The following is a 15,281-nucleotide window of genomic DNA, read 5'->3' as shown; positions in this document are numbered from 1 at the left end:
GACGGTATGGCTGCCATTGATTTTATTCCCGAGCGCCTGAATGTGCGTCCGGTGGTGTGGCGGGGGTTCACCGTCGGGGAGCTGGGCGTGGCGGCGCTGTGCGGTGCCGGACTGGGGCTGGTGACGGCGGTGTTTGTGGCCCCGTTCGCGGGCTGGATTGCCTTTCCCATGCTGGTCATTCTGATGCCCCTGCCGGTGGCCTGGTTCAGCGGTGAATGGCTGATGCGTTACAAACGCAACAAGCCTGACAACTACCTCTGGCAGCACGTCATCCTGCTGCTTGCCCGGGTGACCGACAGCACGGAAGGCAGTTGTCGTTATGGCGGGTACCGTTTCTTCACGGACTGCCCCTGCCGGGAAATCCGGCGTACCCGGAGGTGTCGCTGATGAGCCGCTTTCGTCACGCGCTGTCTGAGCGCGACAACCATATTCTGACGCTTCGTATTACCTGCGTTGCTCTGGGGATTCTGGCGGCGTTGTCGATGGCCGGCTGGATGCTGGCCCCCCGGGACCTGACCGTGCACGTGCCCCCGGACCTGCGCTCCGGCAGCACGCAGAAGTGGTGGGAGGTCCCGTCTTCCACCGTGTACAGCTTCGGGTTCTATATCTTTCAGCAGCTTAACGCCTGGCCGAAGAATGGCGACAGCGACTATCCGGCCAGGATTGCACAGATGAGTCCTTATCTGACGCCGGGGTGCCAGGATTTTCTGAATAAGGATGTGAAGCTGCGCCGCACGCATGATGAGCTGAAAGACAGGGTTCGCATGGTGTATGAAATTCCGATGCAGGGCTATAACAGCAACAGCGTGAGGGAAAACAGCCGGGACAGTTGGGTGGTGAACCTGGACCTGGTGGCGGATGAATACTATCACGCAGTGCTGGTCAAGCGCGCCCTGACCCGTTATCCGCTGCGGGTGGTGAAATGGGAGGGCGACCCGGAAAGAAACCCGTTCGGGCTGGCGCTGGACTGTTATGCCGGTACTCCGCAGCGCCTGCAGGTCTCCGGGCTCAGTGAGCTGGACAATACGGGGAGGAATGAATGAGGTACTGTCGCGGTCCGTCCGTACTGTTGTTTTTACTGGGGGCGCTGTGCAGTCCGTTCAGCCATGCGGTGGAGCTGATGAAGTGGGAGCGTATTCCGCTGCAGGTTCCGCTGACGGTGGGTCAGGAACGGATAGTGTTTGTGGATAAAAACGTGAAAGTGGGCTTTCCCGCGTCGCTGGACGGAAAGCTCAGAATACAGAGCAGCGGCGGGACGGTGTATCTCGATGCCCGCGTGGCTTTTCCTGCCACCCGTCTGGTGCTGAAGGATGTGGAAAGCGGAGAAATTGTGCTGATGGATGTCAGCGCAGCCGAAGGAAAAACGGTGCGGGAGCCGGTACAGATTGTTTATCGCGGCACGGTGGAGAGCGCCATCCGCCGCGGACAGGCTGAAGGGAATAACGGTTCTTCAGGTGTGGAGGCCGGGAGCGAGGGCAACAGACATAAGGCTGCAGCGCCGGCCTCCCGACAGGATGCGAAACTGAACGGCCCGCTGCCGGTGGTGCTGACCCGCTACGCGGCCCAGACGCTGTACGCCCCGCTGCGCACGGTGGAAGCCCTGCCGGGTATCCATCCCCTGCCGCTCCGCTTGCCGGCACACATCACCACGCTGTATCCGTCTGAGCCCCTTGATATCAGGCCGCTGGCTGCCTGGGGGCGGGGAGAGTACAGCGTGGTGGCGCTGAGGGTGCGCAATACCGGTAACGGGAAAGTGGTGACGGACCCGCGGGTGCTGGCCGGCCGGTTTGTGGCGGCGACCTTCCAGCACCGTTGGCTGGGACCTGCCGGGCGGCCGGAAGACACCACCACCCTGTATCTGGTGATGCAGGGACGTCCGGAAGCGGCCTTTATTGCTGAACCACCGATCACCGTGAAGCAGGGAGGCAAACGCTGATGGCCACCCTGAAATCCAACGCACTGGTGAAAGTGCTGGTTCCGGCAGTTCTGCTGGGCGCGGCCGGTGTCGGCATGCGCGCCTGTACGTCCGGAACACCGGAGCAGACGGCGACACAGCAGGTTCCCCTGCCGCAGCTGACGCCGGAACAGCTGCGTGAGCTGGGAATAGAAGGCGATACGCCGCAGGACACCCTGAACACCCTGGTGGGGAAGCTCGGGGAGGTCCAGCGCCAGCAGGGCGACATCATGAAAGAGAACCTGGCTCTGAAAGAAGAGAACTGGAAGCTGCAGGCCGGCAACGGTCAGGTGGACCAGCGTATTGCGGACGCCGTGTCGGAGGCTGAAGACCGGACACAGAAGGCACTGGCGCAGCAGAAAACCACGCTGACGGACCAGTTTAACGCCATGCTGTCCGGACTGGCGCCGGGCGGTGGTGCGTCATCCGCACAGGCGGGAAGCGGTGCTGATATTCCCGTGGGGCTGGGACTGGAGCCGGGACATGATACCGACATTTCCGCCGGCAGTGACGGCTTCCGCTGGGCTGAGCCGCAGGACGTGGTACCGGCTGACCCGCAGCAGGGCGGGCAGGGACAGCCCCCGCATTTTGCCACTTCATTTCTGGAAGATAATCCTCTCACCCGGGAGAAAAATGCGCTGGAGCGTAATGCGAACCACCGTCAGGGGCTGGATAACGGCCAGGACGAGGGGCCGGTTGACCCGGTGTACACCCTGCCGGAGAACGCAACCCTGGTGGGAAGTCGGGCTGTGACGGCGCTGCTGGGACGGGTGCCTGTCAACAATAAAGTGACTGACCCCTATCCATTTAAGGTGATGATTGGCCGGGACAACCTGACGGCAAACGGGATTGAGCTGCCGGAGGTGGAGGGGGCCATCGTGTCGGGTACGGCAAGCGGAGACTGGACGCTGTCCTGCGTTCGCGGCAGCGTCACGTCCATCACGTTCGTCTTTTCCGATGGCACGGTCAGAACCCTGCCGGCACCGTCGGACAGGACCGACAACAGCGGCGGTGAAAACGGCGGCGGGTCGGGGAACGGCGGCAGTATTGGCTGGCTTTCAGATAACAGCGGCATTCCGTGTATCAGCGGAGAGCGTAAATCCAACGCGTCCTCGTACCTGCCGACCATCGGCCTGCTGGCGCTGGGTACGTCGGCGGGCGATGCGCTGACGGCCAGCCAGTACACCAGTAACACCACCGACAGCGGGGGTATCACATCGGCGCTGACCGGAAATGCCGGGCAGGCGGTGCTGGGCCAGGCGCTGGGAGGCAGCTTTAAGGACGTGGCGCAGTGGGTGAAGGAGCGCTACGGGCAGACCTTTGATGCGGTGTACGTTCCTCCGGGGGCACAGGTGGCGGTGCACATTACGCGCCAGCTGAATATTGACTATGCCGAAAAAGGGCGCCGGGTGAAATATGACTTCACGCTGCCGGGCAGCGATGACCATACCGGCGGACTGGATTAGAGATGACGGAGCGTAACGTGGTGGTGACACTGATTAAAGTTTGTATGCCGGTGACCGCGCTGGTGATGTTGCTGGCAGGCTGCAGCAGCAGTAAGGAGGCGATACTGCCAGCCGGGGACAGCACGATGATGGAGTTATGGCAGCACCGGTCGGGCAGCGTGCAGCAGGGGATACAGGCCCGGGAAGCCCTGCGCCGGCCGCTGACGGGGACGGAGCAACACGGAGACCGGAGTCAGGCAGAAAGCTACAGCCGCACGCAGGAGAGTGAAATCAGCCAGCAGTTCCCGCGGTTGCCGGACCCCGACATGGTGATGTATGTGTACCCGCATCTGGCAGACGGCAGTGCGCCGGTCCCGGGGTACAGTACGGTCTTTCCTTTTTACAGCCACCCGCAGTATGCCCTGCCTGGCGAACGGACGGAGGCGCTGTAGATGTTCAGCCTGTTTTCCGGTAAACGCACGAAATCTGTACCCCGGATACCGCACCCGTCAGGGCGTGAGCCGCTGAAGCGTGAGGGAAAACTGACCCGTCGCGACGAGGCAAAAATTTATGCACACGGTCCGTCGTTTATTGATTTCCTGCCGTGGGTGGAATATCTGCCGGAGGATGAATGCCTTCTACTTGATGACGGGGTGTCGGTCGGTGCGGTGTTCAGCCTGAGCCCGGCGCAGACGGACGGCCGCTCAGCAGAACGTCTCGAAGAAATCCGTGACATCACCGAGGCCGCGTTGCAGAACGGGCCGGAAGAGCGCAGCAGCCACCAGTGGGTGGTGCAGTTCTACTGCCAGGATGAAGCGGACCTGACGGCTGAGATGGACCTGTTGCGGGGTTATGTCAGTCCCGCCGCGCAGGGCAGTGCGTTCACACAGGCCTGGCTTTCGGAGACAGAGCGTCATCTGCAGGTCATTAACCGGCCGGAGGGGCTGTTTAAGGATGAGACGGTGACCGGGGTCAGCTGGCGCGGTCAGATACGTCAGGTACGGATGGTGGTGTACCGCTATGTGAACTCACGACAGCGGGAGTCTTATCCCCCGGTGGTTCAGCTTCGTCAGACCTGCGACCGGCTGTCTGCGGCGCTGAGCCAGGCCGGTGTGGTGTGCCGCCGGCAGAACGGGGAACAAATCCATGCCTGGCTGCTGCGGCTGTTTAACCCCGCCCCGTCGTGGATTGACCGCCAGACGCTGTACAGGACGGCCGCCTGGCGTGACAGCCGCCAGGATAAGCTGCCCGTGGACACGGATTTCAGTGAATCGCTGTTCTTCACCCGCCCGCGCAGTGAAGCGAAAAAAGGGGTGTGGTGGTTTGATAATGTGGCACACCGTGCCGTGTCGGTGGAAAATCTGACGAAACCGCCGGAGCCGGGCCTGCTGACCGCAGAGCGGGAGCGTGGTGAACGTATTAACGCGCTGATGGACATGATGCCGCCGGGCACGGTGGCCTGTCTGACCCTGCTCATACAGCCGCAACATGAGCTGGAAGAGGAATTTGCCCGGCTGGGTAAGCGGGCCCTCGGGGATAACGTGGAGTCTGAGCGTACCCGCGACCAGGTGGAAGAGGCCCGGGCCTGGCTGAAGGAAAAGCACAAACTGTATCGTGGTGCCCTGACCTTTCTGCTGAAGGCACCGGACATGAAGACGCTGGACCACCATCATTTGTCGCTGAGTACCGTCCTGGTGAACGCCGGGCTGAAACCGCTGAATCCGGAATATGACCTTTCGCCGCTGAATACCTACCTGCGCGCCCTGCCGATGTGCTTTAACCCGGAGCTGGACAGGAACCGGTGGTATACGTGGCTGACTTTTGTGCAGCATATTGCCGGTCTGGCGCCGGTATACGGGCGCTCAACGGGGACGGGAAACCCCGGTATCAGCTTTTTCAACCGCGGCGGGGAGCCGCTGCACTTTGACCCGCTGAAGGACCGTAAAAACAGTGCGCACCTGCTGCTGTTTGGTCCGACCGGTGCCGGAAAATCGGCGACGCTCTGCGTGGCGCTGTGCCAGATGCTGGCCATGTACCGCTCCCGGCTGTTTCTGGTGGAGTCAGGCAACTCGTTCGGGCTGCTGGCTGACTACTGCCGGAGCCTGGGCCTGACGGTGAATAAGGTCAGCATCAACCCCGGACGTGGCACCTGTCTGCCGGTATTCCCTGATTCGCATCTTATCATGACGCTTGCGCCGGATAAGCTGGTTGTGGACGAATACCAGCTGAAGGACATCGGTGATGTTGATACTGATGATGATAATAATGATGAGCGTGATGTACTGGGTGAAATGGAGATTGCAGCCATCCTGATGATCACGGGCGGGGAGAAGGATGAAAAGCTGAGCCGTGCTGACCGGGGACTGCTGCGCCGGGCGCTGGTCATGACGGCTGAGCGTGTGTACGGGGAAAAACGGCAGATGCTGCCGTCGGATCTGAAGGCGACGCTGGAAACGATAGCCACGGACAGCTCAGAGAAGCCCGGCGGCGGTCCCCGCTGGCACACGAAGATGCAGTCCAGGGCGTCGGAGATGGCGCTGGCGCTGGAGCTGATGACCGAAGGGTTTGAAGGTGAGCTGTTTAACCGTGAGGGGGAAGCGTGGCCGGAAGCTGACGTGACCATCGTGGACCTGGCTTACCTGTCCAGAGAAGGGTATGAATCGCAGATGGCACTGGCGGTGATATCGCTGGCTAATACGGTGAACCATATCGCAGAGCGCGACCAGTTTGAGAAGCGGAATACGCTCTTTGATATTGATGAGGCCCATGTTGTGACGGCCAACCCTCTGCTTGCACCTTACTTTGCGAAAAAGTCAAAGATGTGGCGAAAACTGGGGACCTGGCTGTGGCTGGCGACCCAGAACCTGAAGGACTTCCCGGATGAGTCAGAAAAGATGCTGAATATGGCGGAATGGTGGATATGCCTGACGATGCCGCCGGATGAGATAGAGCAGGTGGCACGTTTTCGCAGCCTGACGGAAGAGCAGAAGCAGATGCTGGCGTCGGCGAAGAAGGGACAGAAAGTGAACGGTATTCCCTGCTACACGGAGGGGGTGGTGATGGGCAGCAATCTGAATGCGCTGTTCCGTTCGGTGCCACCGAGCCTGTATCTGGCGCTGGGGATGACGGAGAAAGATGAAAAGGCACAGCGGCGGGAACTGATGAAGGCGCACGGTTGTACGGAACTGGAAGCGGCGTTCATGGTGGCGAGGGAGCTGGACAGAAGACGCGGAACGGGAGCGGTGAATGAGATTTGAATATTCCGCGGCTAAAAATATTGTTTTATATTTCTGAATGAGGCAGGAAAAACATCACGGATGGAGAGGTAAGGATTGTACCGATTTTAACTAATATACAGAAAAATTAAATTAAGATCACTGCTTCAAAGGGGCGTATTCACCTGATATTTTTTTAAAATCAGGAGCATTGTCTGAACCTGAATATGGATATGAAAAAATATAGAGGGTGCGGGCGGGGGAAGGAAATCGTGAAACAGAGTGTAATCAGGACTTTTAAAAAATAAGTGCGTGAATTTTGAGTTTAAAATGCAATTTGCGGAGAAGACTATTTATGCCGTGCTCAGGAGGGTAATAAAAGCAGTTAATTAAAGACGAGACGTTCAGTATGTCTTCACTTATCGATAATCAGGATAAATGATATTAGGATTAATTGTTATTATAATGTATAAGTCAGAACTACACTGTTCATACAATTCTTGGACAGGAGGTTTCAGGCATGTCGTATAAACACATTGCGGTGGCAGTATCAAATACACCGGAAGATTATACTTTGGTCAACAGGGCTCTGTTAGTCGCCGGACAGCGGCAAACCCGGTTGACGCTCATTCATGTTGATGATGAACTGGCGGAGCTGTACTCCGGTGTGTATGGGGCGGATGCAGCACAGATAATCAGCGAACTGGAAAACAGTCAGATGGAGCATCTGCAGCAACTTGTAAAAAATACAGAATGGCCTGGGCTGCAGCTTAAGGTGGTTCGGGGGGAGTTGCCCGGTACGCTACTGGAAATCACTGAGGAAGAACACTGTGATTTGCTCATTTGTGGACATCATCATACTTTCCTGAACAGAATGTTGCCTGTTTACAGAGGGCTGGTAAATAAAGTCAGGGCGGATTTATTGATAGTACCTGTTGATGATACTGCCGTGCCGGTCGCAGGTGATGACAGTGATGATGTGGTTCAATGAGAGATCGGTACTCATTCTGAGAGTTGCTGTTATGATGCGACATAGTACCAATAAGGTATTATATCGTCTTTTGAGTTTTTCATTATTATTGTGCATCCGTCAGCATTAGTTACCTGACGGATGCACAATAATATCATATAGTTTTCGTTTTTCGGGGAGTGATGTCTCCCCCTTTTCTTATCTCCGCTATCATCCTCTGACAGGGTGATGCATCAGATGCTGTTTTCCATCGGGGCGATTTCCCGGTCAACCAGATACAGGTCTTCGTCGGTATTTCCTGCCAGCACCACTTTGCCGGGAATGTTACTCAATATTTCCTCTTTATTCTTCACGTCTACACTGGGGGCCTCCACCATAATTTTAGCATGCAGCCAGTGTCACTCAGGCAGTTAAAGAGACGCTGCATAGTTTTCAACGCTGTGGTGACAGCCCCCGGTGCTCATCTACTGGTATTTCAGGTAAGGAAGAGGGGCCATCTTCAGTTGGCCATTAAATTTAAGCATATTACCTTCCTTGCCAGGGTAAGAGTCGTTGATGCGGGGATCCGTAAGGCATATCAGGTGATGAGCATATCGCTGTTATGGTTAGCAGCTTCACTATCCGTTCTTACCAGTTAATCCTGCATACCGGTACTGCCAAATGAGAGGTTATTTTACGTCTGTGAGTGAGAATGATGATTTTGATGTTTTATGAATCCACATTCTTAAAAAAATACGCATCTGCCTGGTTTATGTCCGAAAACTGGATCTGTATTCGCCGGACAGCAGGTATCGACTGGTGAGGGACGTGGTTTCAGCTATCTTTTGCTCACGTTGGTGAAAGTTAATAATCGAAAAGATCGAATCTTTTAATCAAAAATACAGATCGTATCGATCTGTATTTTTCGTTTGCGGATAATTATCTGCAGTTGCCAGACTCATCTCATGTAAAGGAATTGTATAGAAGAAATGTGTGGAATTCTGTCTGCGATATAAGTTGTTGAGCAGATGGCGTAACCGGTTTCTGTTTTATACATAGTGATTTTTTCATTGATGATAATCATTAAAATAATGAAAGGGTGGTTTTACTGATGGTCAGAACATATTTGTCCTGCCTGATTGGGGTTGTATCATTAATTGCTGGTATGTCAGAAGCAGTAGCTCAGCAAGTGAGTAGTCAGAAATACGGAATTATTCTCGGAGCGAGTCGGGTGGTTTATCCGCCTGGCAGCAGGGGGGTGACGTTGAGTGTAACTAATCCGGAAGATTATCCAATACTGGTGCAGTCACAGGTCATGAATGAAGATAAAAAAACAGAAGCGCCTTTTTATGTCACTCCACCACTTTTCCGTCTGGAAGGAAAACAACAGAACACCCTGCGGGTTGTCCGTACCGGAGGAATATATCCAACAGACAGGGAATCTCTGGCCTGGCTCTGTGTTCGGGGTATCCCACCAAAAGACGGGGATGTCTGGGCTCAGGATAAAGGCACTGCTTTACAGTCTTCCGCTGATGTTACCATGCTGATGCAGTTATCAATCAACAGCTGTATTAAATTATTGATTCGTCCTGATAACTTGTCCGGCAACCCATCGGGTATGGCAAAAAAGCTTACCTGGAGAGTTAATGGCAGGCAACTGATTGCTACTAATCCGACATTATTTTATATGAATCTGGGGTCATTATCATTTAACGGCAAAAAGATAAAAGAGAATTATATTTCCCCGCTGGGAGAACGCGTTTTCACTCTACCCGAAGGTACCGGGGAATATGGGGAAATAAAATGGACTGTTATTGGTGATTATGGTGATAAAAGTCAGGTTCAGTCAGTGGAAATAAAATAACGATACGCTTTATTTGTGGCTATTATTTAACGAATTTATTTAGTTGTTGTATATGTAAAACAAATCACCGGTAATAATCATGTGCCGGGTATCTTGCCGCTGCTTAAGAGAAACGGATTTATTATGCGCCATTCCATTCTGGCTTTATTTGTCAGTGCGGTATTGTTTCCGCCGGCAGTGTTTGCCCGCAATTATATATTTGATGCGTCAATGATTGGTGATGGTAAAAGCAGTGTGGATATCGCCCTGTTTAATGAAGGGCTTCAGCTTCCGGGTAATTATGATGTTAGTGTGTTGATGAATGGTGAGCCGGTGGACAATACCACCGTACCTTTTCATCTCGCAGAAGAAAAAGGCCACCGGTACCTGATCCCCTGTCTTACCGCTGAGCAGCTTTCTCGTTATGGTGTTGATACAGGTAAATATACGGTGTCCTCCTCCAGCGCTGGATGTGCTGATCTGAGCGCTATTCCGCAAGCATCCACGTACTTTGATTTCAACCAACAGCAGCTGGCCATTGTGGTTCCTCCTCAGGCTATGCTGCCGAAACTTACGGGTATTGCTCCTGAGGCTCAGTGGGATGATGGCATTCCTGCCTTGATACTGGGCTGGGATGCCAGTACACAACATAACGAATACCGGGGACAGTGGTCTTCCCGGTCTGATTCACAATACGTTCGTTTGCAGCCGGGAGTGAATCTTGGTGCATGGCGGTTACGTAATGCCTCCACCTGGCAGAAAAACAGCAGTCAGCCAGGGACGTGGCAGAGTGCTTACACATATGCGGAGAGGGGGATAAACAGCCTTAAAAGTCGCCTGACTCTGGGAGAAAGTTACACCTCCGGTAGCGTGTTTGACAGTGTACCCTTTCGCGGTGTGATGCTGGCTTCTGATGAAAACATGGTGCCCTATGACCAGCGGGCTTTTGCACCTGTGGTACGGGGCATCGCCCGTACTCAGGCAAGGGTGGAGGTCAGGCAGAACGGCTACCTGATGACCACCCGGATTGTACCGGCCGGTCCTTTTGATATCAGCGACCTGCCATCGACCGGCAGCAGTGGTGACCTGCTGGTAAGGGTGCTGGAAAGTGACGGTTCACAGCAGGAGTTCTCCGTACCTTATAACTCCCCGGCAGTTGCGCTGCGTCAGGGATACCTGAAGTACAGTGTGACCGGCGGAGAATACCGTTCTTCATCAGATCACGTGAAACACACGCCGGTAATGTCTGCTGAGCTGATGTATGGACTGCCATGGAATCTGACGGTGTATGGCGGGGTACAGACAGCAGAACATTATCAGGCTGGCTCAGCCGGACTCGGTGCCATGCTGGGCAAGTGGGGAGCTCTGTCGGTTGATGCCACCGCAGCACGTTCGCAGTGGAATGGCGGAACACAGCAGACAGGCCAGCGCTGGCGCCTGCGTTACAACGAAACTCTTGATACAGGCACATCCCTGAGTATGGCCAGTGAGGAATATGATTCCGGAGGTTACAGCAGCCTGACAGACACACTCAACACCTGGTGTGAAGGTGACCATTATTGCGGTTATTACCCCGGCTATCGTCCTCTGCAGCAGAAAACCCGGACCAGTGTCACTCTGAGCCAGTCGTTGTATGGCGCTGGAAGCCTCAGCCTGAATGGTTCCCGTCAGACGTACCACAACGACCAGAGCCACAGGAACAGTTGGGGGGCCGCCTGGAGCACGATGCTGTGGAGCCGACTGTCAGTCAGTCTGAACTGGTCGCATAACCAGAATACTGACCGTAACGGGCGTGTTTCGGAAGAAAGCCTGACCAGCCTGTATCTGAGCCTGCCACTGAACGGCTGGTCATCAGAGGCTCCGGTATACGCCACTTATCAGATGAACGGCCAGACGCACGGGGACACAACTCATGAGCTGGGTATGTACGGTGACACACTGAACCGCCGCCTGCACTGGGATATCCGTGAGCGCTACCGTGACGGTACCGGAAACGATAAAGCCGGCAGCGCCCTGTACCTGGATTATCGCGGAACTTACGGCGAAATGACCGGCAACTACAGCTACAGCCGTTACCAGCGTCTGTCTGGCGCAGGGTTGAAGGGTAATCTGTTGCTGACCGGTGACGGGCTAACGGTGGGGCAGCCCCAGGGTGACACGCTGGCGCTGGTTGAAGTACCGGGTGTATCGGGGGCCCCGGCAGGGAGCTGGCCGGGGGTAAGAACCGATTTCCGTGGATACACCACACTGGGTTATCTGACTCCCTATCAGGTAAACAATATTGATATCAACCCGGCTGGTCTGCCGGATGATGCGGCGCTGCCGCAGACCACAGTGAAGGTGGTGCCAACTAAAGGGGCGGTGGTCCGGGCGAAATTCCACCCGTCGGTCGGTAAACGTGTGCTGCTGACGTTGTTGCGACCGGCTGGCAGCCCGGTACCGTTCGGCGCGGTGGCTTCAGTTGAAGGTAATGACGCCGGAACAGGCATCGTGGGGAGTGGTGGCAAGGTGTACCTGACCGGAATGCCGGATGAGGGACATATCACCGTGAGGTGGGGGGCAGGACAACAGGAGCAGTGTACGTCGGAAGTACATGTAACAGAACAGACGGGACCTGCCGGTCTGTATTCTGCGAATGCCGTGTGCCGGGAGTGACCCGACTAAATCCGGGAAGAGTATTCCAGGAGAAAGCCAGGGAAGATTTGAAGAATTGTCGCTTCTGCGTGTGGAGCAGCCATACGCGAGAGCGCGTAAACATCACTGGTAATGGTGATGGCGTATGCAGAGCGGGATACACACAGCAAAACTCGCTCTGTCTGTATGAAACGAAAATAAACCATGTATAAAAAGGATATAGCTATATGAAAAACGTTAAGATTATGGCAGTGGCCGCTGCCCTGAGCGCAGTGATGACCGGTTCTGTTTTTGCTGCTACTGCAGTAGGTGGGCAGGAGCTGACTATTAGCACGACCTTCAACTCGGGCGCAGTAAGCTATGCAGAAGTACAGTCAGAGCACGTGTCTATTACTAGTGGTAAGCCATTAGCGGCAGATACGCTGCTGGCGAAAATCACTAACCTGCCTGCGGGCGCAAAGCTTATTGATACAACTACAGGTAACAATAGCAATCAGATTTTGTTCACCAAAGTTGGTGATACTAGCGTTACGTTCCCGGCAACAGTTAAGGATGCTTCAGATAATGTCCTTTCTGATAATACTGCCGGAACCAACGCCAGTCTTTATGACGGTGCTGCAGTGGTCTCAGTGAAAACTGCGGCTGAAATTTCTCATGCGGAACCAGGTGTTTATACATCACGGCCGACTGTTTACACATATACGAATTAATATTCCGGTGTCACTGAGGCACGGAAAGAGAATAATGCGTGATTTCGTAACTTAATAATTCAGGCTGGTGTATGCCAGCCTGTCATGGAGATGCGGGAATTAATGGGAAAGAAAGGTAATGCAATAAGCCAACTAATTGTTGTGCTCTAATTTGTATATAAACAGGAGATATTATCATGAGTACGTTAATCCGAATTAATGTCACAAATAACAGCCCGTTTTTACATACTTTCTTCTTTTTCCAGCAGCCGTCTGTCTATTCCGGTGGTTCTGAGGTTTTTTCTAACAGCCTGTTGTCCACTGCCATTCTTCCTGCGGCTCAGGGCGGCAGTGTTTATACATTTTTACTCAATCTTCAGTATTATGCCGGGGTACAACAACGCCATGGACAACCTACCATCGGCCAGCCCTCCGGCTACGCTTCTGCAATACAGTCGATAGAACTCACGCCTGCCACAGGAACGGTGAATAACTGCACCACAATGATGAATCAACCCGCACTGGGACTGAAGCCGCCGGTGAATGACGGTGGTGTGCAGAAAGGCGCGTTCCGTATTATATCTCCGTCATATAATCCTGCGCTTGAAGAGTATAATGGTGGTTCGGCTGTGCGCATGATGGATGGTTCTGTGGTACTGTCAAACTTTGTCACCGTTAATCCGGGCAGTAACCTGGACTGTCAGCCTGTTCTGAAGTTTTATGTTCAGACGGGAGAATATACAGCCGGGACCGTTATGAATTTCACCAGTTCATCGGTTAATGCGGCGCTGTGTGATGCAACGGAAGGACATACCACATTTAATGTTGTATACAATGCTGATGGTACCTGGACAATCACTCCGGGTGTAAGCAGGATATCTGCAAAAGCTGATACTCACGGTAATCTTCTTTTTGACGAGCAGGACCTCAATACAGATATTTATAATGAGGCGGGAACGGCAATCATATGTCGTGGATATACGGATGACAGGTTTTCTCCATATACGGTTACTAATTTAACTCACCCTGGGAATATACATATTCAAGGAGCATATCAGTTATCCGTGAATCATGGAGACCGTATCGGAACAGACTGTACAAATGTGAATGGAACTACAGCACAGTTCGTCCACTAAGCACATCCGGTAAAGTGTCGGAATGATGTGATGTCAGCCAGTCAATCTATCGACTGGTTGTTTTTTTATGGTTACTGGTATTCTGTTAGTTTTTTTCTGCCACCAGGTTTATCAGCAGTATTTTTCATACCAGTATTCGCAACAACGTGGTGTGTGGCGATTATTTGGCTTTACTGGTTATTGTCTCAGCAGGTTTGCCCGCCACCACACTCCGATACCAACATCAAATACGTTTTTCTTGAAGACATTTTTCTGTTGACTTCCACTACCTGCAGGCACGAAAAAAAGTTGTTCCTACTTATCCATAGACGACAATTATCAGGCATCATGTTGTTACTGCGATCAGTTTTCTGTGACCAAGAACATCCCGTATTTTTTCATCGTGAACAGGATTGATTTAGTGATATCTTCATATGGACTGAGTTGCATTGTTCTTCTGTTACTCTTCTCTGTGGTTGTTATTGTCACAGAACGTTACTTTTGAATATGAGAATTTTTATCTGTGATTACAACTCATAACTAATGAGTCGGAACTGTCGGTGTTTTGCGGGCAATAATGCCATTAAGTGTTTTTCAATTTGGTGTCGTCTTGATACTTGCCTGCAGTACTACTCTCATTTAACTACTGGACGATGGTTCGTTCTGAGCCGGATAATTCGCCTGCGTTCACTACTATCCACATATCATGCTATATAGCATTAACCCGTAAGGGCCCCCGTGCCTGCGCGGGTATTTTTTATCTGCGTTCATCCTCACGCATTGAACACACAAAATCAAACAGATCGTCGGCAATCTCACCTGTCTGACAGGCAACTGCCATTTTTTGTTCATGAGGAAGTTGATAATAATTCTCAACAACTGTAGTGTGAGTTGATGTTATCCGTTATGTCGTTGGGGGAGATTCAGATGGTTGCCAGAAACAAAAGACATTCGCGGCGAATTATTCGTTCGTTGCAGCGTTCCAGACTCGGTTATTTTTTTCAAAAACTGTCCGACAGCGCAGATACATCTGAGTATGTTTCAGTGACGTCAGATACAACATCGTTGCTAATCCATCTGGTGCCAGCAAAAGGCGGTTAACGGCACTGAGTTCAGATATGGCCCTGGCCCCTGCCGGTTTTCAAAAGAAAAGCTGACTTCGGCGCAGTATGAAAAATGTTTTTAAAGTGAAGAAGGCCGGAACGTCATTCAGGGAAAAGGTGATACTGGTCGATTTCAGGTGTGAAAAGATGAAGGAACAAGAGCGCAGGGCCGGGTGATGAGCTGTCCAGTCCGCAGTCGTTATGCATAATAGCCTGTATCTCAGTAAGCGTCGTCTCTGCACCGTCTGGCTAACTTTTGACATACTGGACAAAATATCCACCACTAAATAATAGTGGGTGATAAAAATGTCAGATATACAGAAAAATGCCACAC

General features: G+C 53.1%; 12 protein-coding genes. All 12 read left to right on the top strand.

The window, feature by feature from the left end:
* The first annotated feature begins 6 nt into the window (after positions 1–6).
* The 12 genes from HV477_RS16210 (at position 7) to HV477_RS29050 (ending at position 15,124) form a co-directional block, all read left to right on the top strand.
* Positions 7–387, top strand: a complete 381-nt coding sequence (locus HV477_RS16210; RefSeq protein WP_175065164.1) for a TIGR03750 family conjugal transfer protein — start codon at positions 7–9, stop codon at positions 385–387.
* On the top strand, positions 387–1,043 hold the full coding sequence (locus HV477_RS16205) for a PFL_4703 family integrating conjugative element protein (RefSeq protein ID WP_111763874.1): 657 nt from the start codon (positions 387–389) through the stop codon (positions 1,041–1,043). Before HV477_RS16210 ends, HV477_RS16205 begins: the two co-directional genes overlap by 1 nt.
* On the top strand, positions 1,040–1,936 hold the full coding sequence (locus HV477_RS16200; RefSeq protein ID WP_111763875.1) for a TIGR03749 family integrating conjugative element protein: 897 nt from the start codon (positions 1,040–1,042) through the stop codon (positions 1,934–1,936). Before HV477_RS16205 ends, HV477_RS16200 begins: the two co-directional genes overlap by 4 nt.
* Positions 1,936–3,420 carry a TIGR03752 family integrating conjugative element protein gene (locus tag HV477_RS16195; protein WP_175065163.1) on the top strand — a complete coding sequence of 495 codons (1,485 nt, stop codon included), beginning with the start codon at positions 1,936–1,938 and terminating at the stop codon, positions 3,418–3,420. The genes HV477_RS16200 and HV477_RS16195 overlap by 1 nt, the downstream gene beginning before the upstream one ends.
* A gap of 44 nt (positions 3,421–3,464) precedes the next feature.
* Positions 3,465–3,851, top strand: a complete 387-nt coding sequence (locus tag HV477_RS16190) for a TIGR03751 family conjugal transfer lipoprotein (protein ID WP_058107391.1) — start codon at positions 3,465–3,467, stop codon at positions 3,849–3,851.
* Positions 3,852–6,656, top strand: coding sequence for a conjugative transfer ATPase (locus tag HV477_RS16185; protein ID WP_175065162.1), 2,805 nt, complete (start codon positions 3,852–3,854; stop codon positions 6,654–6,656).
* Between the two features lie 478 nt (positions 6,657–7,134).
* Positions 7,135–7,605 carry a universal stress protein gene (locus HV477_RS16180; RefSeq protein WP_175065161.1) on the top strand — a complete coding sequence of 157 codons (471 nt, stop codon included), beginning with the start codon at positions 7,135–7,137 and terminating at the stop codon, positions 7,603–7,605.
* A gap of 1,069 nt (positions 7,606–8,674) precedes the next feature.
* On the top strand, positions 8,675–9,427 hold the full coding sequence (locus HV477_RS16175) for a fimbria/pilus periplasmic chaperone (protein WP_175065160.1): 753 nt from the start codon (positions 8,675–8,677) through the stop codon (positions 9,425–9,427).
* Positions 9,428–9,550: 123 nt separating this feature from the next.
* On the top strand, positions 9,551–12,061 hold the full coding sequence (locus tag HV477_RS16170; RefSeq protein ID WP_175065159.1) for a fimbria/pilus outer membrane usher protein: 2,511 nt from the start codon (positions 9,551–9,553) through the stop codon (positions 12,059–12,061).
* Between the two features lie 206 nt (positions 12,062–12,267).
* The gene (locus tag HV477_RS16165; protein ID WP_175065158.1) at positions 12,268–12,750 is read left to right on the top strand and encodes a hypothetical protein; all 483 of its coding nucleotides are present in this window, start codon (positions 12,268–12,270) and stop codon (positions 12,748–12,750) included.
* A gap of 176 nt (positions 12,751–12,926) precedes the next feature.
* The gene (locus HV477_RS16160) at positions 12,927–13,865 is read left to right on the top strand and encodes a hypothetical protein (RefSeq protein WP_175065157.1); all 939 of its coding nucleotides are present in this window, start codon (positions 12,927–12,929) and stop codon (positions 13,863–13,865) included.
* A 1,148-nt stretch (positions 13,866–15,013) separates the two neighbouring features.
* Positions 15,014–15,124, top strand: a complete 111-nt coding sequence (locus tag HV477_RS29050) for a DUF1187 family protein (RefSeq protein WP_111764749.1) — start codon at positions 15,014–15,016, stop codon at positions 15,122–15,124.
* Positions 15,125–15,281 lie beyond the last annotated feature (157 nt).

This window comes from Salmonella sp. SG203, from assembly GCF_013350575.1.
Taxonomy (GTDB): Bacteria; Pseudomonadota; Gammaproteobacteria; order Enterobacterales; family Enterobacteriaceae; genus Salmonella; species Salmonella enterica.
The sequence above is the reverse complement of the archived record's forward strand: the minus strand, read 5'-3'. Positions and strand labels throughout refer to the sequence as shown.